Origin of the sequence: Natrinema salsiterrestre (assembly GCF_029502005.1) — an archaeon.
Lineage (GTDB): Archaea > Halobacteriota > Halobacteria > Halobacteriales > Natrialbaceae > Natrinema > Natrinema salsiterrestre.
In genome coordinates this window covers 59,641-79,778 of sequence record NZ_JAMQOT010000003.1, presented here as the reverse complement: position 1 = coordinate 79,778, position 20,138 = coordinate 59,641, and the positions used below count along the sequence as shown (strand labels likewise).

Annotated in this window: 20 protein-coding genes and 1 pseudogene; 9 read left to right on the top strand and 12 right to left on the bottom strand. The window is 61.8% G+C overall.

The window, feature by feature from the left end:
* Positions 1-56: 56 nt before the first annotated feature.
* The 6 genes from NDI89_RS09920 to NDI89_RS09895 all read right to left on the bottom strand — a co-directional run bounded on the left by NDI89_RS09920 (position 57) and on the right by NDI89_RS09895 (position 7,272).
* Positions 57-1,121, bottom strand: a complete 1,065-nt coding sequence (locus NDI89_RS09920) for an ABC transporter permease (protein WP_277521388.1) — start codon at positions 1,119-1,121, stop codon at positions 57-59.
* Positions 1,114-2,349, bottom strand: coding sequence for an ABC transporter permease (locus NDI89_RS09915; RefSeq protein WP_277521387.1), 1,236 nt, complete (start codon positions 2,347-2,349; stop codon positions 1,114-1,116). Before NDI89_RS09915 ends, NDI89_RS09920 begins: the two co-directional genes overlap by 8 nt.
* A complete protein-coding gene (locus tag NDI89_RS09910) occupies positions 2,346-3,989 on the bottom strand; it encodes an ABC transporter ATP-binding protein (protein WP_277521386.1) in 1,644 nt (547 codons plus the stop codon). Before NDI89_RS09910 ends, NDI89_RS09915 begins: the two co-directional genes overlap by 4 nt.
* A 4-nt stretch (positions 3,990-3,993) precedes the next feature.
* On the bottom strand, positions 3,994-5,046 hold the full coding sequence (locus NDI89_RS09905; RefSeq protein WP_277521385.1) for a BMP family lipoprotein: 1,053 nt from the start codon (positions 5,044-5,046) through the stop codon (positions 3,994-3,996).
* A gap of 112 nt (positions 5,047-5,158) precedes the next feature.
* The gene (locus tag NDI89_RS09900; RefSeq protein ID WP_277521384.1) at positions 5,159-6,553 is read right to left on the bottom strand and encodes a phosphohexomutase domain-containing protein; all 1,395 of its coding nucleotides are present in this window, start codon (positions 6,551-6,553) and stop codon (positions 5,159-5,161) included.
* 80 nt (positions 6,554-6,633) lie between these two features.
* Entirely contained in the window at positions 6,634-7,272 is a 639-nt protein-coding gene (locus NDI89_RS09895) for a MaoC family dehydratase (protein ID WP_277521383.1), read from the bottom strand.
* 267 nt (positions 7,273-7,539) lie between these two features.
* Here NDI89_RS09895 and NDI89_RS09890 point away from each other — a divergent pair, with 267 nt between their 5' ends.
* The 5 genes from NDI89_RS09890 (at position 7,540) to fabG (ending at position 11,296) form a co-directional block, all read left to right on the top strand.
* Positions 7,540-7,860, top strand: coding sequence for an AbrB/MazE/SpoVT family DNA-binding domain-containing protein (locus NDI89_RS09890; protein ID WP_277521382.1), 321 nt, complete (start codon positions 7,540-7,542; stop codon positions 7,858-7,860).
* On the top strand, positions 7,857-8,342 hold the full coding sequence (locus NDI89_RS09885) for a hypothetical protein (RefSeq protein ID WP_277521381.1): 486 nt from the start codon (positions 7,857-7,859) through the stop codon (positions 8,340-8,342). Before NDI89_RS09890 ends, NDI89_RS09885 begins: the two co-directional genes overlap by 4 nt.
* Before the next feature lie 41 nt (positions 8,343-8,383).
* Complete coding sequence (locus tag NDI89_RS09880; RefSeq protein WP_277521380.1) at positions 8,384-8,932, top strand: poly(R)-hydroxyalkanoic acid synthase subunit PhaE; 549 nt, start codon at positions 8,384-8,386, stop codon at positions 8,930-8,932.
* On the top strand, positions 8,929-10,407 hold the full coding sequence (phaC, locus tag NDI89_RS09875) for a class III poly(R)-hydroxyalkanoic acid synthase subunit PhaC (RefSeq protein WP_277521379.1): 1,479 nt from the start codon (positions 8,929-8,931) through the stop codon (positions 10,405-10,407). Before NDI89_RS09880 ends, phaC begins: the two co-directional genes overlap by 4 nt.
* A 145-nt stretch (positions 10,408-10,552) precedes the next feature.
* Positions 10,553-11,296: a 3-oxoacyl-ACP reductase FabG gene (fabG, locus tag NDI89_RS09870; RefSeq protein ID WP_277521378.1), complete on the top strand. Its 744-nt coding sequence runs from the start codon at positions 10,553-10,555 to the stop codon at positions 11,294-11,296.
* Positions 11,297-11,309: 13 nt separating this feature from the next.
* Here the strand turns inward: fabG and NDI89_RS09865 are convergent, their stop codons facing one another.
* The 5 genes from NDI89_RS09865 to NDI89_RS09845 all read right to left on the bottom strand — a co-directional run bounded on the left by NDI89_RS09865 (position 11,310) and on the right by NDI89_RS09845 (position 14,339).
* Positions 11,310-11,990 carry a hypothetical protein gene (locus NDI89_RS09865; protein ID WP_277521377.1) on the bottom strand — a complete coding sequence of 227 codons (681 nt, stop codon included), beginning with the start codon at positions 11,988-11,990 and terminating at the stop codon, positions 11,310-11,312.
* Between the two features lie 2 nt (positions 11,991-11,992).
* On the bottom strand, positions 11,993-12,838 hold the full coding sequence (locus NDI89_RS09860; protein WP_277521376.1) for a DUF4330 domain-containing protein: 846 nt from the start codon (positions 12,836-12,838) through the stop codon (positions 11,993-11,995).
* A 97-nt stretch (positions 12,839-12,935) separates the two neighbouring features.
* The gene (locus tag NDI89_RS09855) at positions 12,936-13,424 is read right to left on the bottom strand and encodes a metal-dependent hydrolase (RefSeq protein ID WP_277521375.1); all 489 of its coding nucleotides are present in this window, start codon (positions 13,422-13,424) and stop codon (positions 12,936-12,938) included.
* Positions 13,417-13,962 carry an OB-like fold-containing membrane protein gene (locus NDI89_RS09850; protein WP_277521374.1) on the bottom strand — a complete coding sequence of 182 codons (546 nt, stop codon included), beginning with the start codon at positions 13,960-13,962 and terminating at the stop codon, positions 13,417-13,419. The genes NDI89_RS09855 and NDI89_RS09850 overlap by 8 nt, the downstream gene beginning before the upstream one ends.
* Positions 13,963-14,024: 62 nt before the next feature.
* Positions 14,025-14,339 carry a VanZ family protein gene (locus NDI89_RS09845; RefSeq protein ID WP_277521373.1) on the bottom strand — a complete coding sequence of 105 codons (315 nt, stop codon included), beginning with the start codon at positions 14,337-14,339 and terminating at the stop codon, positions 14,025-14,027.
* A 519-nt stretch (positions 14,340-14,858) separates the two neighbouring features.
* Between NDI89_RS09845 and NDI89_RS09840 the strand changes: the two genes are divergently transcribed.
* The 4 genes and pseudogenes from NDI89_RS09840 to NDI89_RS09825 all read left to right on the top strand — a co-directional run.
* The gene (locus NDI89_RS09840; RefSeq protein ID WP_277521830.1) at positions 14,859-15,023 is read left to right on the top strand and encodes a UPF0175 family protein; all 165 of its coding nucleotides are present in this window, start codon (positions 14,859-14,861) and stop codon (positions 15,021-15,023) included.
* A 268-nt stretch (positions 15,024-15,291) separates the two neighbouring features.
* Positions 15,292-16,779: a sugar transferase gene (locus NDI89_RS09835; protein WP_277521372.1), complete on the top strand. Its 1,488-nt coding sequence runs from the start codon at positions 15,292-15,294 to the stop codon at positions 16,777-16,779.
* The gene (locus tag NDI89_RS09830) at positions 16,776-17,753 is read left to right on the top strand and encodes an NAD-dependent epimerase/dehydratase family protein (protein ID WP_277521371.1); all 978 of its coding nucleotides are present in this window, start codon (positions 16,776-16,778) and stop codon (positions 17,751-17,753) included. Before NDI89_RS09835 ends, NDI89_RS09830 begins: the two co-directional genes overlap by 4 nt.
* A gap of 125 nt (positions 17,754-17,878) precedes the next feature.
* Positions 17,879-18,010: pseudogene (locus NDI89_RS09825) on the top strand (IS6 family transposase); the annotation flags it as partial.
* Between the two features lie 254 nt (positions 18,011-18,264).
* Here NDI89_RS09825 and NDI89_RS09820 read toward each other — a convergent pair.
* Positions 18,265-20,061 carry an asparagine synthetase B family protein gene (locus NDI89_RS09820; RefSeq protein WP_277521370.1) on the bottom strand — a complete coding sequence of 599 codons (1,797 nt, stop codon included), beginning with the start codon at positions 20,059-20,061 and terminating at the stop codon, positions 18,265-18,267.
* Between the last annotated feature and the right edge of the window lie 77 nt (positions 20,062-20,138).

Sequence of the window (20,138 nt, the reverse complement as noted above, 5' to 3'; positions counted from 1 at the left end):
CGAGCGGACGCAAGAAGGCATCGAACGGACGAAATCGCGCAGAGCGACAAAGCGACTCAGTCTTCGCCGGACTCGTAGTCCTCACCGGCGGCCTCGGGCAGTCGGGTGCGGCCGACGAACACGAGGACGACGATCACCGTCGCGTAGGGGATCGTTCGGATGAGTTCCGTCGGGATGGCGTACCCGGCGGCCTGCAGCCCGTTCTGCATCGAGTTGAGTCCCGCGAAGAGGAAGGATCCGAGCAAGGCACCGATCGGGTGGTAGTTCGCGAGCAGGTAGGTGGCGATCGCGATGAACCCGCGGCCGGCGATGTCGGTCTGGCCGCCGCCGGCGAAGGTTCCGAGCTGGCCGAGCGCGAAGCCCGCGCCGCCGAGGCCGGCGAAGACGCCCGAGAGGAGGACCGCGGCGTAGCGGACCTTCCGGACGTCGACGCCGGCCGTGTCGAGCGCCTTCGGATTCTCGCCGCTGGCGACGACCCAACGGCCGAAGCTCGTCCGGAAGAGCAGGTACCAGCCCGCCACCGCTCCGAACAGCATGAGATACACCTGCGGCGGCGTATCGAACAGCAGGTAGCCGAGGATCGGAATCTCCGACAGCACCGGGACTGTGACGGGTTTGAACGTCCCCATGGTGGTGGCGTTCGGACTCCCGAAGACGATCCGGGAGACGAACGGTGCGAGACCCAGGGCGATGAGCCAGACCGCGAGCCCGGCGATGATCTGATCGGCCTTGAACTCGATGCAAACGACAGCGAAGAGCAGCGCGAACAGGACGCTGATGAGGACGCCGACGACGAGTCCCCACCAGTGGTTCGACAGCCCCAGCGTCGTGCTCCCGGAACCGAGCCAGTAGGTGGCGACGATAGAGCTGAACCCCGAGACGATGAGCAGCCCCTCGATCCCGATGTTGATGACGCCGCTCTTCTCGGCGAAGATGCCGCCGATCGCGGCGAGTGCGATCGGTACGGCGAGCCGGAGCGTCGCCGTGTGCGTGTTCGGACTGGCGGCGATCGAGAGCAAAACCCCGGGCCACGAGTCGGGCGCGAGCAGTCCGACGACGATCCAGACGACAGTGAGCGCCGCGGCCGCCCCGGCGGTTCGCTTCGAGACCAGGTCACTCATCGACGTCACCCCCCTCACCGCCGTCCGCGCGAGCGGGCTGTGAGGTCCCCGCGGGGCGGAAACGCAGTCCGAGCATCCGGAAGAACTCCGGCATCGCGACGAAGAGGATGATGAGTCCCGACAGGATGCCGACCAGCTCCGGCGGCACGTCCGTTCCCGTCCCGATCGAGCGCGAGCCGCTCTGGAGCACCCCGAACAGGAACGCCGCCGCGCCGACGCCGACCGGACTGTTGCCGGCCAGCACCGACACGGCGATCCCGTCGAAGCCCAGCGAGGGCACGTTCTCGAGCCAGCGCCCGTGGACCATGAGCACCCAGAACGCGCCGCCGATGCCGCCAAGCGCGCCCGAGAGAGTCATACTCGCGACGGTCATGCGGCGCTCGTCGACCCCGCCGTAGGCGGCGGCCTCGGGCTGGAGGCCGCTCGTCCGGAGTTCGTAGCCGAACGAGGTTCGAGCGAACAGCCAGGCGATCCCGATCATGAGCGCGACGGCGAAGGCGAGCGCGAGCAGCGAGAAGTCCATCCGACCGCTGAACCCGATCAGGGGGAGGTTCGGAATCTCCGCGTACTCGGGGACGGGTCTCGTCTGGGGGTTGTTACTGTTCGGGTCCTGAAACTGCCAGGACAGGATCGTCGCCGTGACGCCGGTCGCGACGAAATTGAGCATGATCGTCGTGATGACCTCGTTGGCGTCGCCGTACGCCTTCAGCACCCCCGGAATAGCGCCGTAGAACCCGCCGACGACTGCGCCCGCGAACACGCCCAGCGGGATGAGAACGACCGTTCCGATGAACCCGCCGGGGACGATCGCCGCCGCGTAGACGACGGTGACGGCGGTCGCCAGCCCGCCGACGACCAGCTGTCCCTGCGTTCCGATGTTGAGCAGGCCGGCGCGGAACGCCACCGCGACTGACAGCCCCGCGAAGATCAGCAGCGTCGTCCGCTGGAGGGTCGTCGCGAGGCCGAAATTGGTGAGCTGCCAGCCCCCCTCGAGCGGGTGACCGAGCGCGCCGAGGAACAGCTCGTAGTAGACCTGCATCGGGTTATAACAGAACGTCCAGCCGGCCAGATCGAGGCCGGTCCGGCAAGTGGCGAATCCGCCGGAGACGAACACGAGCACGCCGCCGACGAGGACGGCGGCGAACAGCGCCGCGACGCTGATGAGGACTCGTTCGAGGGCCGACGCGCCGACGAGGCGATCGAGGACCTCCGCGAGTCGGTCCCTCATCGGTCGTCACCTCCGACGGAGCCGGCCGCGTCGCGCTGGTCCGGCCGCTGGCCGGCCATGAGCAAGCCGAGTTCCTCTTCGGTCACGTCCTCGGGGGTCGTGACGTCGATGAATTCGCCCTCGTAGATCACTGCCAGCCGGTCGGAGAGGGCCTGCACTTCCTCGAGGTTCGAGGAGACGAGCAGTATCGCGACGCCCTCCCGGCGAAGGTCGAGCAGGCGCTCGTGGATGAATTCGGTCGAGCCGATGTCGACCCCGCGAGTGGGGTGGGTCGCGACGACGAGCGACGGATCGCGTTCGAACTCGCGGCCGACGATGAACTTCTGTTGATTCCCGCCCGAGAGCGACTGCGCGTCGGCGTCGGCGTCCGGCGGTCGGACGTCGTAGGTCTCGATGATCTCCTCGGTGTGATCGCGAACCCCGGGCCAGTCGATCCGGCCACTGGTGGCGAACCGCGGTGAGCGCTGGCTGCCGAGGACGCCGTTTTCGACGAGGTCGAAGGGCATGACGAGCCCGCGCTCGTGGCGGTCCTCCGGAATGTAGGCCATCCCCTGTTCGATCCGCTGGCGGCGAGACCACTCCGTGATGTCCGTTCCGTCGTAGGTGATCGTGCCCTCGTCGGGCGTCTCGAGACCGGTGATCGCTTCGACAAGCTCGGCCTGTCCGTTGCCGTCGACGCCCGCGATACCGAGGATTTCGCCCGCGCGCACGTCGAGGTCGATCTCCGAAACGACCTCGATATCGCGGGCGTCCCTGACGGTGACGTCGTCGGCCGAGAGGACGACGTCGCCGGCCTCGGCCGGCTCGGATTCGGCCTCGAGGAGCACTTCCCGGCCGACCATGCGCTCGGCCAGCTCTTTTCGGCTCGTGCCGCCCGGATCGACCGTCCCGACGGACTTCCCGTCCCGGAGGACGGTGATCGCGTCGGCGGCGTGGGTCGCTTCCTCGAGTTTGTGCGTGATGAAGATGATCGTCTTCCCCTGGTCGGTGAGTTCCTCGAGGACCTCGTAGAGGCCCTCGACCTCCTGGGGCGTGAGGACGGCGGTCGGCTCGTCGAGGATGAGCACTTCGGCACCGCGGAACAGCGCCTTGAGGATCTCGACGCGCTGCTGGACGCCGACGCTGACGTCTTCGATCGTCGCGTCGGGATCGACGTCGAAGCCGTACCTGTCACAGAGGTCGCGAATCTCGCGGTCGATACGCTCGCGATCGACCGCCATGCCGAACCACTTCGTGGGTTCGTTTCCCAGCGCGATGTTCTCGGCGACCGTCATCGGGTCGACCAGCATGAAGTGCTGGTGGATCATCCCGATGCCGGCGTCGATGGCGTCTCGAGGCGAGCCGAACGACCGGTCCTCGCCGTCGACGACGACGCGGCCCTCCTCGGGCTCGTAGAGTCCGTAGAGGACGTTCATCAGCGTCGTCTTCCCGGCTCCGTTCTCGCCGAGCAGGGCGTGGACGGTTCCCCGTTCGACGCGGAGGTCGACGTCGTCGTTCGCGACGACGCCGGGGAACCGCTTGGTGATGCCATCGAGGTGGACTGCGAGGTCGCTACCCGTACTCTTTCGATCAGCAGTTCCCGCGTCCACCCCGGTCTTCGGTCCCGTCCCGTCAGTCGTTCCCGCTCCGGAATCGCTCATTCGATTACAGTTCGCTCGGGACGTCGATCTCGCCGTCGATGATCGCCTGCCGGGACTCCGCGACCTGATCCTTCACGTCCTGGGGGATCTCGTCGCCGAGTTCGTCGCCGTAGACGTTGGCGACGCCCTCTTCCTCGAGGCCGAGGGTTTCGGTCTCGCCGCCGGCGAAATTATCGTTGACGACCGACTCGATCGCGGAGTAGACCGCGGTGTCGACGCGCTTGACCATACTCGCGAGGATGACGTCGGCGAAGTCCGGGTTCGAGACCGACTGGTCGTCGTCGACGCCGATCGCGAACCGGCCTTCGTCCTGTGCCGCCTGAAAGACGCCGATCCCGGTTCGGCCGGCCGCGTGGAACACGATGTCGGCGTTCTGGTCCTGGTACATCGCTCGAGCGGCCGACTGGCCGCCCGCAGTGTCGTTGAAGCCGCCGACGTACGACGAGACGACCTCGGCGTCCTCGTTGGCGTACTCGACGCCGGCCTCGAACCCGGCCTGGAACGATTCGATCAGCGGCGATTCGACACCGCCGACGAAGCCGACCACGCTCTCGTCGGGATTCGTTTCGCCGGCTCCGGCCGCGAACTCCTGGTCCGTCAACAGGCCCGCGAGGTGGCCGACCTGGAACGAGCCCTCGGGTTCCCCGAACACGTAGCTCCGGACGTTGTCTTCCTCGACGACCGAGTCGATGATCATGAAGTTCTGCTCGGGATACTCGGGCGCGTTCCCCGAGAGGGCGTCGGCTTGGGCGAACCCGACGCAGGTGATCAGGTCGTAGTCGCCGGATTCCGCGAAGTCTCGCTGTGCTCCATCGAACTCGCTTGCGCTCCCCGGTTCGGTCTCATTGAACGAGAGGTCGAAGTCTTCGCGCGCGTTGACGACCCCCTGTCTGGCCATGTCGTTGAACGAGTCGTCGCCGAGGCCGCCGGTCGCGTACACCATTCCGACCCGTACGTCCGAGCTCCCCTCGTCGCCGAACCCGCCAACGCAGCCGGCGATGCCGGCGAGTCCAGCGGCAGCCGTACCCTGCAGAAATCGTCGTCGATCTCGTACCATAGGGCCGACTAGCGTAAACCTCCGGTATATAGTCGTCGAAAACGCTAACGGTTGCGGATATAATCGCCGCTCGTCTCGTCGTATAAAACCACCCTCCGATCCCCGGTCGGAGCTAGGCCTCCTCGGCGACTGCCGATTCGATGACCTCGCGTGCGCTCGCGACGAGCGTCTCGACGTCGTCGCTCTCGGCGTAGAGCCGGACGTACGGCTCCGTTCCGCTGGGTCGGACGAGAATCCAGGCGGCGTCCGGGAACTCCAGTCGGACGCCGTACTCGGTCCCGACGCTGGCCTCGGGGAAGGCATCGGGGAGGGCGGTCTCGAGGGCGGCCATAACGCCCGCTTTCGCGTCGTCCGGGCACTCGACGCTGACCTTTCGGTAGGGCCGTTCGGTAATGGGTTCGCGGAGCGCTTCGGTGTCACCGGCGTCGACGACGAGCGCGGCGACGACCGCGGCACTGGCGACGCCGTCGATCCAGCCGCCGAACGCGGTGTGGATGTGTTTCCACGGCTCCGCGGCGAAGACGATCTCGGTTCCCTCGGTACCCTGTGCACGTTCGCGCGCGATTCCCTCGTGAAGCGATCCCAGCCGGACGCGTTCGACGCGGCCGCCGGCCGCGCGGACCCGTTCGTCGATGCGCGCCGAGGCGTTGGGCGTGGTGACGACGACGGGATCGTCGGCGTCGCTCTCGGTCGTGTAGTGCGCCGCGACGGCGGCGAGGACCGTATCCTCGTGGATCACGTCGCCGTCGGGGCCGAGGACGACGAGCCGGTCGGCGTCGCCGTCGTGAGCGAACCCGAGGTCGAACGCACCGTCCAGCAGGAACTCGGTGAACTCCGAGAGCGTCTCCGGCGTGGGTTTGCTCTCGCGGCCGGGGAAGTGGCCGTCGACGGACGCGTTGACGGCGACGACCGTCGCGCCGAGTCGCTCGAGGACCTGCGGGGTCGCGAGCGCGCCGACGCCGTTCCCGCAGTCGACGGCGATCCGGAGGCCCGAGAGGGGGCCGCTCGAGGGGGATTCTCCCCCTCGAGCCCGCTCGCCGAACTGCTCGTGAACGTAGCCTTCGACGGCTGACCGGTACCGGTCGAGCACCGCGAGACCCTCGGAGTCGCCCCATTCGTCCCAGCGGGCGAGCCGCGACTCGTCGCTCGCGACCCGGTCGTCGATGGTCCGTTCGGCGTCGCCGTCGTACTCGACGCCGTCCGCGAAGAGTTTGATGCCGTTGTCCTCGGGCGGGTTGTGGCTCGCGGTGAGCATCACGCCCCGCCGTCCGCGCGAGGCGAACGCGAGTGCGGGCGTCGGTACCCGTCCCAGCCGACGCACGTCGGCACCGGCGCTCTCGAGCCCGGCTTCCATCGCCGCTGCGAGCGCCGGACCGGTCTCCCGGCCGTCCCGGCCGACGACGAACGTTTCTCCGGCCTCACCGGCGGCCTGTCCGACGGCGAGCGCCAGCGACGGCGAGACGTCTTCGATCGGGCCTCGGATCCCTGCGGTTCCAAAGAGAGTCATACGGGCCGATTCCGCGAGGAGCTACTTAGCGACGTTGCAACTCGTCGTGCCACCGACCGGCCGCGAGCTGACGAAAACAGTTACTCGTCGGGCATGTCGTCGATCAGGACGACGGCTTCGCCGTCGATGACGGTCGCATCGTCGTCCTCGTCGCGGACGACCGTCTCGAGGCGGTACTGGTCGTTCCCGAGGTCTTCGACGATTTCGACGCGAGCGGACACGCGGTCGCCGATTCCGACCGGGCCGCTGAACTCGAGGTCCTGAGAGAGGTAGATGGTGAGTCCGGGGAGCCGGGCCAGCGCGGAGCTGATGAGTCCGGAGACGAGCGTTCCGTGGACGATGCGTTCGCCGAAGCGGGTGTCGGACGCGAAGTCCTCGTCGAGGTGGAGACGGTTCGTGTCGCCGCTGACTGCGGCGAACGCCCGGACGTCCTCGTCGGTCAGCGCCTTCTCGAAGGTGACGGTATCGCCGACGCTGATGCGGTCCGGATCGTCGACGGTGCGATCGAACTGCCAGTCGAGATCGGAGTACTCGACCGACGGAATCGGCGGCGCGATTCGGCCGCTGTCCGTGCCGTTCTCGGTATCCACGGACGGGATCATCGCGGACACTGCCGCACGGTTCGCGGCGGTCGCGGTTCGAAGAAAGCCTCGCGTCATCGCCGACCACGCGTTCGTCATGGCCGCGAGGTTGTCTTCGCCAGCGTTCTGGTGGGACATCTACTGGCGGCTAGGCGTGGGGTGCATATGACTTCTTTGGCTTGACCAAGCCCGTTTTACCGATTCGATCATGTAGTAATTTCTCCTTAGGGCGTCCCTTCCGGCCGATTCCGGCGTTCAAATTGAACTGTCACGACCGCGGTTCAGTCGACGCCGCCGTTCATCGTACCCCGGACTCCGGTGTTATGATCCAGACGATACCAACTCATGGTATCAGATGGTATCTAGTGGAAAGGCTTATTATGTCCGGGAGCCAATGTACTGTTGATGACGGACGACTCCGACCGATCGAGCTGGTTCCCGCCTGCGATGTTCACGGAACAGATGCAGGAAGCGGGCGAACAGGTCGCCGAATCCCAGCAGGAGATGATGAAACAGTTGCTGCAGGCCACGTCGGCGAACCCGCTCGAGAACACGTCCGCCTTCGGGCCCATGAACATGGGCACGGCGACGTTCAAGGCCCGCGTCCAGAGCGGCGGTCGGATCAGCATTCCCGGACCCGAACGGGAGGCCCTCGACATCGAGGAGGGCGATATCGTCCAGACGATCGTCGTCCCCGTCAAACGCGACCGAGAAGATCAATCATGACACAGAACCCATTCACCGCAGTCTTCGACGCACAGCGCACCGCAATCGAACAGAGCCAGACCCTGACCCACGACGCCCTCGAGGCACAGCAGACCTCGATCAGCGCCTTCGCCGACGCCGTCGAGACCTCGAGCTCGCTCGTGGAGTCCAACGCAGAGCTGACCAAGGGCGCAATCCACGCCTACTTCGACGCCCTCGAGGCGTCGCTGCCCGAGGAGGCCGCCGACTTCGGCGAGCTCCGCGAGCTCGTCGACGAAGGCTTCGACTCGGCCACCGAGGCCCAGTCGCAGTCGATCGACGCCTACCTCGAAGCGCTCGAGGAGTCGGAAGTCGCCTACGAGGAGTTCGCCCGCAGCTACTCCGAGGTCGTCGACACGTCGTTCGACGCCGCCCTCGAAGCCCACGAGCAGGTCGAGGAGAACGTCGGCGCCGTCGCCGACAACGTCGAAGAGGCCGCCGACGAGTTCGACGTCTCGGCGTAACTCGGGGAACCGCTTTTCACAATCCACGTTAATTTTTACCTATGTCAGATTCACAACCCCCAGTAGAAGACTGGAACGCGTTCGCCGAGCAGTGGAACGAACAGTTCCTCGAGGCCCTCGAGGACAACATGGAAGCACAGGCCCAGTTCGTCGAGAGCTGGTCGGAAACCGTCGGCGAGGTCAGCGAGGACACCGAATTCTCCGACGGGGTCGAGGGGTACGCCCGCGCGTACGAGACGTGGATGAACGCCTCCCAGCAGATGGTCGACCGGATGAACGACCAGCTCGAGGGCGAGGACGTCGACGTCGAGGAGTTCCGCGACATCTGGCTCAACACGGCCAACGAGGCGTTCAAAGACGTCATGTCGACGACCGCGTTCGCCAAGATGACCGGCGAGACCGTCGGCGACGTCCTCGAGCTTCAGGAACAGGCCGACGAGGCGTCCCAGGAGACGCTGCGGGCCCTCGGCTTCGCGACCAAGGACGACGTCCTCGAGATCGGTGACCGCCTCGTCGAACTCGAACGCCGCCAGCACGCCGTCGAGACCAAACTCGACCGCGTCCTCGAGCACCTCGAGACCGAGCAATGAACAACCCCTTCGCAACCGCGCTGAACATGCAACGCCAGGCCTGGGAGGCGACCGCAGACCTCGCCGAGAAGACCCGTGTCGCCCCCGAGCGCACCGAAACAGTCGAGAACATCGACGTCGGGCAGACGCCCAGCGAGGTCGTCTACGAGGAGAACAAGCTCGAGCTCCTCCACTACGAGCCGATGACGGAGGAGCAACACGACATCCCCATCCTCATCGTCTACGCGCTGATCAACAAGCCCTACATCCTCGACCTCCAGCCCGACCGCTCGGTCGTCCAGACGCTGCTCGAGGCCGGCTTCGACGTCTACCTCATCGACTGGGGCGAGCCGTCCAAGCTGGACCGGTCGCTGTCCATCGACGACTACGTCAACCGGTACATCGACAACTGCGTCGACGTCGTCCGGGAGCGCTCCGGGCGAGACTCGATCAACATCCTCGGCTACTGTATGGGCGGCACGAAGTCGGCCATGTACGCGGCGCTGCATCCCGAGAAGGTCGAAAACCTGGCACTGATGGCCGCTGGCCTCTGCTTCGACGGCTCCGGCGGCGTCCTCGAACTCTGGGGCGGCGACGAGTACTACGACCCGGAAGCGGTCACCGACGCGTACGACAACGTCCCTGCGGGATTCCTGGACGTCGGCTTCGCGCTGATGGATCCCGTCGCGAACAACGTGACGAAGTACGTCCGGTTCTACGACAACATGGAGGACGAGGACTTCGTCGAGAACTTCGCCCGCATGGAGCGCTGGCTCGACGAGGGAATCGATATGGCCGGCGTCGCCTACGAGGAGTTCATCAACGACATCTACCAGGAGAACGCGCTCTACGAGAACGAGTTCCACCTGAACGGCGAGCACGTCGATCTCACGGACATCGACATGCCCGTCCTCCAGATCGTCGCCGAGTACGACCACCTCATTCCGCCGGAGGCCTCCAAACCGTTCAACGACGTCATCAGTTCCGAGGACACCGAGATCCTCGAGTTCGCGACGGGCCACATCGGGATGTCCGTCTCCTCGCGGAGCCACGAGGAACTCTGGCCGGAGGTCTGTGAGTGGTTCGAGGATCGTTCGAACGGTACCGACGTCGAGACCGGCGACGGGACGGACGCCGACACTGACCTCGACGCCGAGACGAGCGACCTTCACGGCGAGGACCGCTCGGACGAAGAGATCGTCGAACGAGGGGACGATGACGTGCAGGAAGAGCCCGCAGAGCCGGGCGAGATGAGCGTCGACGAAGACGTCGTCGAGGAAGTCGCGGGCGAGGACGCCGCGTCCGAAATCGAGTCGGCGGAAGACGATCTCACCGAGCTCACCGGCGTCGGCCAGGCCTACGCCGAGGACCTCACCGCAGCCGGGATCGACACCTTCGATCAGCTCGCCGAGGCCGACGTGGCCGACCTCGCGGCCGAGACCGGTATCGCACCGAGCCGGCTCGAGGACTGGATCGAACAGGCCCGCGAGCGCTAGTTCGGCGGAGTTTCGCTCCGGCAATCACCTCGAGATCCGCTCGAGTGGCCGGCACCGCCTCATCGCTCCGTGGGGTTATTATCTACCAACAGTGATTGATAACTAACAGGTCGTTATTTACCATCGGCCGTTGAATGTGTCACTTATGTCCATGGATGACCGCACCTGTGTAATCACGGGCTCGGCAAAAGGGATCGGTCGCGGGATCGCCGAATACCTCGGTGAAGAGGGGGCGAACGTGGTTATCAACTACCGCTCGTCGGAGGGGGCGGCACACGAGGCCGTCGAGGCCATCGAATCGTCGGGCGGCTCCGCCGTCGCGGCCAGAGCCGACGTCGCAGACCGCGCGGAGGTCGAGCACATGCGGGAGGTCTGTCACGAGGCCTTTGGCTCCTGTGACGTCCTGGTGAACAACGCCGGTATCACCGCCGACAAGCAGTTCACCGAGATGTCCCGCGAGGAGTGGGACCGCGTGATGGACGTCAACCTCGGTGGCATGTTCAACTGCACCCAGTTGTTCTACGACGACATCTGGAACGCCGACGAGGGCCGCCTGATCAACATCTCGAGCGTCGTCGGGAAACAGGGGAACTTCGGGCAGGCCAACTACGCGACCGCCAAAAGTGGTATGTTCGGGTTCACGCGAACGATCGCCCTCGAGCTCGCCAAGGGCGGCTCGACGGCCAACTGCGTCGCGCCCGGGTTCACCGCCACCGATATGCTCGCGAGCGTCCCCGAGGAGGTGCTCGACCGAATCATCGCGGGCATCCCGCTCGAGCGGCTGGCCGAGGTCGAGGACATCGCCGCAGTCGTCCGTTTCCTCGCGAGCAAAGACTCGTCGTACGTGACGGGCGAAGTGATCGACGTCAACGGCGGGATGGACCTCTGAAAAACGGGATTCGCTACTCGCGCTTGTCGCTATTTTCGGTCCGTTCTCCTTCCGTTTCGGACGGCTCCGCACTCTCGGTGCGTTCCGTCGACGGCGCGGCGGGGTCCGGGTTTCCGCTCTCTCGAGCCGGTTCGCGTCGCGAGTCCGGTGGCTCCGGCGGCTCGAACGCGGCTGCGAGCACCGATACCGGGCGACTCTCGAGGACGTCCGCGAGCGAGTGCGTCGACCGAAGGCCGGCCGCACAGAGCACCGCGACGACCAGATGGCCGACGAACAGCATCGTCGAAAGCGCTCCGGTTACCGTGAGGGCGAGCAGGGAACCGGGAACGAGAGCGAGTCCGACGGCCCCCACGGTTTGGATCGGTCGGGCTCGAAGCACCTCTGCAGTCTCGGAGGCGACAGTCGCGATCCGTGATCCGTCGTATCCGTCTCCGAGTCCGTCCAGCACTGACTCGAGGACTGGAATGATGGGTCCAACGGTGTAGGTTTCCCTGAGATCGATCACGATGACGTCCGGGTCGGGTTCGGCGGTCAGCCACCGGTAGCAATACGACGCCCGAACGGCGCTGACAACTCCGTCGCTGAGGTCACGGAGCCGACTCTCTTCGAGTGCACCCTCGACACGCTGGACTCGGTCGGGAAGCGACTCGAGGATTCTGGCGACTGTCGATCGCTCGAGTGCAGCGTCCAGCATGATCACTCGGTCTCGTCGATCGGTTCCGATTCTCCGCGACGAACGATCTCGCCGTGGAAATCATAGGTATCCGTTCGGAAGACGAGCTGAGAGCCGGTCTCGAGCGAGTTACGGCCGAACGTTCGCGTCCCGGCTCGGTTGAACGTCACGAGGTCGGCCTCGAGTTCGACGGCGACCTTCGAGGAGTTCTCCAGGTCGCTCGTCGTGACCTCGGTCACGGTCGCGACTGTTCGGCCGGCGAACCGATACTCGTCGCCTGACTCGATCGCATCGGCGGTTGTTTCCGAGACGTTCGACTCGAGAGAGACTGGCGTCCGTTCCGTCTCGAGGGATTCGCCCTCGGTCTCGAATCGCTGGACGGTGCCCGTCCGCTGGTAGTCGGCCGTGTCGATCGTCATCTCGCTGCCGATCCGGACAGACGTGTTGTCGAACCGGAACGCCGTCGTCGAGTCACCGGCCGGCGGATACTCCCCATCGATTCGGGTCCGAACGACGACGTGGCCGTTGTTCCCGCTGTTCGTCGGCGACGTGTACACATCGGTGATCGTCAAATTGTGTCCCTCGACGGCGACGGCGGCCTCGTCACCCTCCTCGATTGCCTCGATGACGTAATCGGGCTGGAGACCGAGATCGACCGTCGCGTAGCGCGTCGCGGGCTCGCTCTGGTTACCGTCCGATACCGTGTTGTTGGAATCGCCAGAATCCATCTCTGGCTCGGCCGATTCGCCGCCGAGGACACCGACAACCGCGACGCCGGCGATCAGTACGGCGACGACAAGACAAACTGCGAGCGCGTCGATGACGTTGACGACGCCGAAGAGGTTCCCCTCGTCGTCGATCAGCGGCATGGACTCCTCCCGATGTTCATGGGAGAGAAAGTCAGTTCCGGGACCATAGGTATTGTCATGTCGGCGCTCTCTCGGGGTTTCGGTTTCGGGTGAGGCCTCACTGCGTTCGAATCGCGTACCGGTCGACCGCGAGGACGAGGAGGGTGACCGAGACGGCGACTGCGAGAACTGCCGGATCGGACGAGACGTAGAGACTCGGCGTCGGATGGCGAACCCACGTGACAGGATACAGCCACGCGCCCGCCGCCCCGTCGGCGTAGGCTTTGACCCCGTCGACGAGCAGGTGTGAGAGCGCGCCCGCGAACAGGGCTGCGAACGTCCGTCGATGCCTGTCGCGAACGACCATCGCACCGATAGCCGCGAGGACGATACTGCCGCCGAGCGTGGAAATCGCATCCACATTGAACGGTATTCCGAGGGTTGCCTCGAGGGTTCCGTTCGCAACGAGCAGCGTGATCCGATTGAGATCCGGCAGGATCGAACCGATCATCGCGACGGCGATCCAGCGATCCGGTATCGGCCGGTACCAACTCGCGATCGTACAGCACGCGTAGACGAGCAGCACGTGCGAGAGGAGGTCAGCCACGCTGGCGCACCTCCGCCGGTTCGGTCTCGGGTTCAGATTCGAGTTCGGAGTCGGAGATTCTCGGCTCGAAAGCGAGCCCTCGGACGTCGAATCGCCACTGCTGGAGGAAGTAGCCCACCGCAAGTAGGAGGCCGACGACGGACGTGACGAGTTTGTACGTCGTCGCCGACGGATCACGATTGACGACGACCGTTCGATCCGCATCCATCACTGCTCCGGACTCGAGGACGCCGTACACCTGTACGACGCCGCCGGGCGCTACCTGGTCGTCGACGCCTCGGACCTCGAGCTCGGCGGCAACCTCGTCGTTGTCGTCTACGACGTGGATCGTGATCGTCTCGGCGTCGCCATTGACCGCTCGAACCTCGCCGAAGAGGAGTACGCGATCGCCGGTGAACGACTCGAGGCCCTCCTGCTGGATCTGATCGCCAGTCGGATGCGGCCAGTTGTCGTCGTACGTCGCGCCGTAGTGGACACAGAGTCCACCGAGGGCAGTGAGTAGCACGGCGGCGATCGCAACTCTCCTCGCGAGACGCATTCGTCATCGTGCTTGGACGGGGGCATCTTGATGGTATCGATGCACGGGGCGGTTCGTCGCTATCACTCACTCGAGAAGAACGGGTCGTCGTAAATTCGCTTCTCGAGACCAGGGAGAGCGAGTCCCGCGCCGGCCCCGACCGCGTTGCTCGCAGCGTCGGCCATCGAGGCGACCCGATCCGGTCGGAACAGCTGGCCGATTTCCATCAGGACGCCGTATCCGACCGTGGCGGCGAACACGAGTAGGGCCACGTGGATCACAGTTAGCTCGCGATCCGCGAGGGCGTACTCGAGACTACACGCGAGCACTGCATAGGCGATCCCGTGCCGGCGGTCGAACCACTCGAATTCGATCGGTGGGATGACCGCTACTTGCATACTGTTGTGGAAAGTGTTCGCTCCCTCGAGCGAGACCGCGATCGACGGCGGCGACGCGACGACCGACCAGTAGCAAATGAGGGTGGCTACGAGGATGGTCGGAGCCCACCGAGCGGTCGATCGAGAACGTGATACTCGAGGTGGCACCGAGAATGGACTTTCTGCTAACGGGGATAGTAAGTCAGCGACTGTCGTTCGAACAGGAACTGGTTACTCTCAGCCGACCGTCAGCATTTGCGATATCGCAGCAGGTGTCTCGCTTGCGTTCAGGGCTTCATCATGCTCGAGTTCAAAAACCGAGTTCGATCTGTTCGTCGATGTCCGTCGTGAAGGCACGACTATGGACCACTCGATCTTCCGTTGTGGATTCCGGCCTCGGAGCTGGCATCTTTGAGCCACCGAAGCACTTTGTATTAGTCGCACGGATGTTCTCCTATGGGAACGATCGAAGTTCCATCGGACGTCTACGACGCCCTCAACGTCCCGGACGACGAGCGGGACGACGTTTAACGCCATGAGCTGGCTGTTTCGCTGTACCGCGAAGGAATCCTCTCGTTCGGAAAGGCGCGAGAAATCGCGGACCTCTCTCGCCGAGAGTTCCACCAGTTGCTGGGCGACCAGCAAATAGAGCGACACTACACGAGTGACGATCTCGAAGCAAATAGAGCGACACTACACGAGTGACGATCTCGATGCCGACCTCGAGTACGCGCGACGATGACCTCGCCGCCTCGGATGCGTCTCCGCCTCTCACCCTCGCGTAGTTCTTGGACTCGAGTCGCCGCTGACTTTGGTTCCTCACACCTCCGCTTGTAACTGACTCTCGACAGATCGAGACCGGACTCCGCGACTCCATCTTGGCACGGATCGGCCGTAATCGATATATGGAGGCCTATCACCATACTGGTGCTTCCAAAGAGTATTTTACTGTGTAGACCACTCGGATTAGTCAATGCTTACTGGATGGCGATATCGGATCGCAAGCGCGACTGGGACGGCCTGTCTCGTCGTCGCTGCGGTCCTCGTCGCCAATCATCCGTTCTCGCAATCCCTCTTTACCACGGTCGTTCCGCTCTTTGATCGACTGCAGCCGATCGTCCTCGGCAGGTCGTCGCTTCGATGGGCGGTGACGCTGAGCGTCCTCACAGTCGCGGGGGCAGTCTGGCCCCTGTACAAGCCACGGCCTCGGCGCATTCTGGACACCGTCTTTTTGGTTCAAAAACGGGTCCTCGTCGGCGGGCTCGGACTGGCCACGCTCGGCTACTTCCAGTGGTCCCACCGACTCCCGCGGGCGACGCTCGTGATGTCGATCGGGTTGCTCACGGTCATCCTCCCTGCCTGGTTCCTCCTGATTCGGGCGCAACCGGCCGGTTCCGACGGCCGTACGCTGATCGTCGGCGACGACCCCGCACAGATCGACCGCGTCGCGCCAGCCGTCGACGCACCCGTAATCGGCTATCTCTGTCCGACGATCACCCAGGCTCGAAACGAGTTGCGTAACCGGATGGGGACTGAATCGGACGCGGTCGCCGACGGCGGCGTCGAGCTCCGGCACGACGACGAGCTCGAGGTGGATTCGGATCAGAAGAAGGCGATCACCGGACTCACACGGCTCGGCGGCCTCTCCCGACTCGAGGACGTGCTCGTCGAGTACGACATCGACACCGTCGTGTTGGCGTTCGGGCAAGCCGACCGTGCGGAGTTCTTCGGCGCGCTCGATGCGTGTCACGAGCATGGTGTTCAGGCGAAGGTCCACCGGGAGTACGCTGATAGTGTACTGGTTTCGGAGGGTGACGTGGGTGAGTTAGTTGATGTGGACCTCGAGCCTTGGGATCCGCTAGATCACCTGTTTAAGCGGACGTTCGACGTGGTGTTTGCGGCGACAGCCCTCTTGACGCTCGCGCCGCTGATGGCCATCATTGCGGTTGCGATCAAACTCGACAGCTCCGGGTCGGTGCTGTACAGTCAAGATCGGACGGCGGTGTTCGGCGAATCCTTTGCCGTGTACAAGTTCCGAAGTATGGTCGAGAACGCCGAATCTGAGACGGGTGCGACGATTAGTGACGAGGATGCAGGCGAGGTTGATCCACGCGTGACGCGCGTCGGCCGCATGCTCCGGCAAACCCATCTCGACGAGATTCCTCAGCTGTGGTCGATCCTCATCGGAGACATGAGCGTCGTCGGTCCCCGACCAGAACGGCCGGAGCTCGACTCCGAAATCCAACGCGACGGAGTCGACTGGGAAAAACGCTGGTTCGTGAAGCCCGGACTGACTGGATTGGCCCAGATTAACGACGTTACCGGACACGAACCCGCGACGAAGCTTCGGTATGATCTCGAGTACGTTCGTCGACAATCCTTCTGGTTTGATATAAAAATCGTTATCCGACAGGTCTGGAAAGTCTTATCCGATCTCAAAGAGTTCGCTTCTGACGAATGAATTCCCAGGACGATTTTCGACCGATCTCCGGTAACCGAATCCTCGTTACGGGGGGTGCAGGATTCATTGGGAGTACTATCGTAGAGGCACTTGTTCCAGAAAACGACGTTCGAATTCTCGACAACCTCTCGAGTGGCTCTCGGTCAAACGTACCGGACAAAGCGACGCTAATCGAGGGTGATATTCGGGATGAGACTGCCCTTGAGCGGGCGACTAACGGCGTCGACGTGATTTTTCATCAGGCGGCGTTGATCAGCGTTGAGGGGTCGGTGCGCCGTCCGAAGCTAACCCACGATGTCAACGTCACTGCGACCGTGAAACTGCTAGAGCGCGCACGTGAGGAATCTGCACGATTTGTGTTCGCTTCGAGCGCAGCCGTGTACGGCCATCCGAAATCCGTTCCGATCTCTGAGGAGGCTCCAACTGAACCCACGTCCCCGTACGGACTCTCTAAGCTCGCTGCTGAGCGATATGTACGGCTATACGCTGACTTGTATGATGTATCGACCATCTCCCTTCGATATTTCAACGTCTACGGACCGGGGCAGATGTCCGGTGATTATAGCGCCGTCATTAGCGTCTTCGCTGAACAGGCGTTGAACGGTAAGCCCATTACCGTCGAAGGGGATGGGTCGCAGACTCGAGACTTCGTGCACGTTCGAGATGTAATGGAGGCAAACTTACTGGCAGCAAGTGCTGATGTGACTGGTGTATTTAATGTTGGAACTGGCAATAGCGTATCGATTCTCGAGTTGGCGGAGACTGTGCGCAATGTCGCTGCTTCGGATCTGGAGATCGTACACGTTGAGGATCGTCCCGGGGATATCGACCAAAGCCAGGCAGATGTGTCCCGGCTCAAATCAGAACTCGGGTTCGAGCCCTCGATTTCGCTTGCGGATGGATTGGAGACCGTTGTTGGAGACACTGAATCGGAGGCATTGGAACCGTCTGGCGTCGACTCGAGTCGCTCCTAACACATGAAGATATAATGCGTTTCACAAATTGTCTGCTCGGATACCTAGGATAGGGCCCACTGTCTAGTTGAGCCAGTTTGAGAAGTGAGAAGATCGTAAATTGTGTTGGAGAGCGACTCGTAGAACTGCTCAATGGAATTCATGAGGCGAGTTTAGAAGAATTTTGGAAAAACGAACGGACGGCGACGTCCGTCAGGGCGTTCGCCGTCCGCCTCCATCAGACCGGTTATTCGCTTTGGGAGACAATAACGATTCTCGTTGAATTAGCGTTAAACGTACTCATGATCAAATGTAAGTTGTTTTATCATATCTGTCACCCTACGCGACCCGCTGACGCGTCACCGTCGTAGGGTGCTGGTGAGGAAACTGTTATCAAGATCGACGGTGAGTGAGTTTGACCCTATATTCTATTATATAAAGTAAATTACCAAAGACGCCATCAGTCTCCCAATCGAAAAGTGCTAGCCGGGGAAGTTCTGAAGTACACAGTACAGTATTATTTGTTGTATAATTATTCTACTTTGTCGCCATTACGTTCGTCAGTCAACCTCTCAATCCCGTATAGTGTGAGATAGAGGTTATTCATAATCACATTTGGCTTAGACTCTGGCAGATTTAGATTCAAAGAAACATCTAGATCTTCTATTTTTGATTCGTAGAAATCGTTTATACGGTCTCGCTCTTCGTCTGAATAGTGTCCCATTATGTCATCCTTGTACTGGATCTTACCAGTAGCATGGTAGTATCCGTACCGGATGAGATACTCGAGAGGTGTTGGAACCTGTTTGATCCATTCGCCTAAATTGAACTTGTCGATCAATTGTTTCGACTTTGCTGGATCATTTGCAACCCGGTTCCCAGAATGAAGAGGGATGTCAAGAAGCTCATCCTGAAGATATGAGATAACCTCCAACTGAAACCGTTGCTCAGAGCGGAATTCGCTTGGGAAATTATATAGTGGTTCTTGGAGGTGAAGGGTCAGAAGTGGACTAAATAGGTATGTGAACTCATTCAAGAATGTAACAAACCTTCCGGGTGAATAGTTCCGGAGTTTGTAGTGTGTATTTAATAATTCACTGCCTGTCATAGTTTCTCCGACATTGATGTCGTTTCGGGACAAAATTGCGTCGGCTAAATACTCACGAAAACCCTCTTCGTTATCAACTACACTCAAGTCAAAGTTCGCTAAGTCATCTATGAGCGCCTGAATGTTGTATTCTGATTGTTCGTCAAATTTATTCCAGGGATTACTATTCGTGAACTGAGTCCCATATCCTAACATCATAACATCTGGATATGGTGAAATGCCGCCTTCCAACTCCTCAAAAACATTTGCTGATCCTCCTCGATATGTGTAGTGGAACCCATACCGCTGGAAATTCTCCTCTCGTGACTCATCGTCAACTGATAGTGGGTCATGGTTCCAATTAATTGAATACTGGTCGAGAGAGTACTTATCGGCAATCATCATATTTATTTCCAGATCTCTATCACTCGCGTCGAAGGGGGTATGGCCCCGACCACACATCACAGTAGGTCGAACATCGTTAGCAAATAAGCCAGCCAATAGGGTTCTGGAATCCGACCCTCCAGTTAGTGTTAGACCAATATTGCAATTCGACTTTGCCACATCTGACATTACCTCATTAATCCGCGCGGCGTACTTTTCGACGGCATCATCGAATGAATCGTACGAGATTGTCTGTGATCGAACGCCAACGTTTTCGGTCGAGAGGGTATCCTCAAGAGATAATACCGTTGCGCCGTCCAGCTTGTACACATCTTCAAACGGCGTCATATTGCTTAAATTCGTCAGAAACAGCATATTCTCGAGGAGGCCATTCCTGTCCACGCTGATATTGTCCGTGCAACGCGCAATCAGATCCAGTGAGTTGCTAACAAAGAACTCACTGTCTGTTGCGTGGTAATATACGGAGTAGGTTCCGAGCGGATCCACGCGGACACGGACAGACCCTCCATCGTTCTCAATCAATGCATAGTGGCCAAACAGCTCTTCATCATGATCTGAGAGATCTCCGGCTGTCTGATATAGGTCGGCTACGGGGCCCACACCAAATTCGCCAGTAGCTAATGGTGCGCCCACTGCAGCGACCTCCCTGCCATCTTCAAGTTCTCTAAAATTATCGACAGACTTGACCCTTTTATCATATATTGCTCCCTTTACTGTCGGCTCGGAGATGACGCCATTTTCCTCGAAGCCAGCGTTCAAATTGACTTCTTTTGCAGTCTCAAATACGTCCTCGTTATTGGTCAGGAAGAATCGGCCCATGAGTTGGTCTTTTAACATCGAGAGTCCATATTAAAAGTATCGAGTTATAGACGGGTGGCACCAGATAAGGAGATCTGACCGGCAGGAAAACGATC

What these genes read in the sequence shown, in the direction of transcription:
- NDI89_RS09895 (WP_277521383.1), bottom strand. Translation starts at nt 7,272, where the DNA reads ATGTCCCACCAGAACGCTGGCGAAGACAACCTCGCGGCCATGACGAAC.
- NDI89_RS09865 (WP_277521377.1), bottom strand. Translation starts at nt 11,990, where the DNA reads ATGCTGGACGCTGCACTCGAGCGATCGACAGTCGCCAGAATCCTCGAG.
- NDI89_RS09835 (WP_277521372.1), top strand. Translation starts at nt 15,292, where the DNA reads ATGCTTACTGGATGGCGATATCGGATCGCAAGCGCGACTGGGACGGCC.
- phaC (WP_277521379.1), top strand. Translation starts at nt 8,929, where the DNA reads ATGAACAACCCCTTCGCAACCGCGCTGAACATGCAACGCCAGGCCTGG.
- NDI89_RS09920 (WP_277521388.1), bottom strand. Translation starts at nt 1,121, where the DNA reads ATGAGTGACCTGGTCTCGAAGCGAACCGCCGGGGCGGCCGCGGCGCTC.
- NDI89_RS09845 (WP_277521373.1), bottom strand. Translation starts at nt 14,339, where the DNA reads ATGCAAGTAGCGGTCATCCCACCGATCGAATTCGAGTGGTTCGACCGC.
- NDI89_RS09830 (WP_277521371.1), top strand. Translation starts at nt 16,776, where the DNA reads ATGAATTCCCAGGACGATTTTCGACCGATCTCCGGTAACCGAATCCTC.
- NDI89_RS09850 (WP_277521374.1), bottom strand. Translation starts at nt 13,962, where the DNA reads ATGCGTCTCGCGAGGAGAGTTGCGATCGCCGCCGTGCTACTCACTGCC.
- NDI89_RS09915 (WP_277521387.1), bottom strand. Translation starts at nt 2,349, where the DNA reads ATGAGGGACCGACTCGCGGAGGTCCTCGATCGCCTCGTCGGCGCGTCG.
- NDI89_RS09860 (WP_277521376.1), bottom strand. Translation starts at nt 12,838, where the DNA reads ATGCCGCTGATCGACGACGAGGGGAACCTCTTCGGCGTCGTCAACGTC.
- NDI89_RS09880 (WP_277521380.1), top strand. Translation starts at nt 8,384, where the DNA reads ATGTCAGATTCACAACCCCCAGTAGAAGACTGGAACGCGTTCGCCGAG.
- NDI89_RS09820 (WP_277521370.1), bottom strand. Translation starts at nt 20,061, where the DNA reads ATGTTAAAAGACCAACTCATGGGCCGATTCTTCCTGACCAATAACGAG.
- NDI89_RS09890 (WP_277521382.1), top strand. Translation starts at nt 7,540, where the DNA reads ATGACGGACGACTCCGACCGATCGAGCTGGTTCCCGCCTGCGATGTTC.
- fabG (WP_277521378.1), top strand. Translation starts at nt 10,553, where the DNA reads ATGTCCATGGATGACCGCACCTGTGTAATCACGGGCTCGGCAAAAGGG.
- NDI89_RS09905 (WP_277521385.1), bottom strand. Translation starts at nt 5,046, where the DNA reads ATGGTACGAGATCGACGACGATTTCTGCAGGGTACGGCTGCCGCTGGA.
- NDI89_RS09885 (WP_277521381.1), top strand. Translation starts at nt 7,857, where the DNA reads ATGACACAGAACCCATTCACCGCAGTCTTCGACGCACAGCGCACCGCA.
- NDI89_RS09900 (WP_277521384.1), bottom strand. Translation starts at nt 6,553, where the DNA reads ATGACTCTCTTTGGAACCGCAGGGATCCGAGGCCCGATCGAAGACGTC.
- NDI89_RS09910 (WP_277521386.1), bottom strand. Translation starts at nt 3,989, where the DNA reads ATGAGCGATTCCGGAGCGGGAACGACTGACGGGACGGGACCGAAGACC.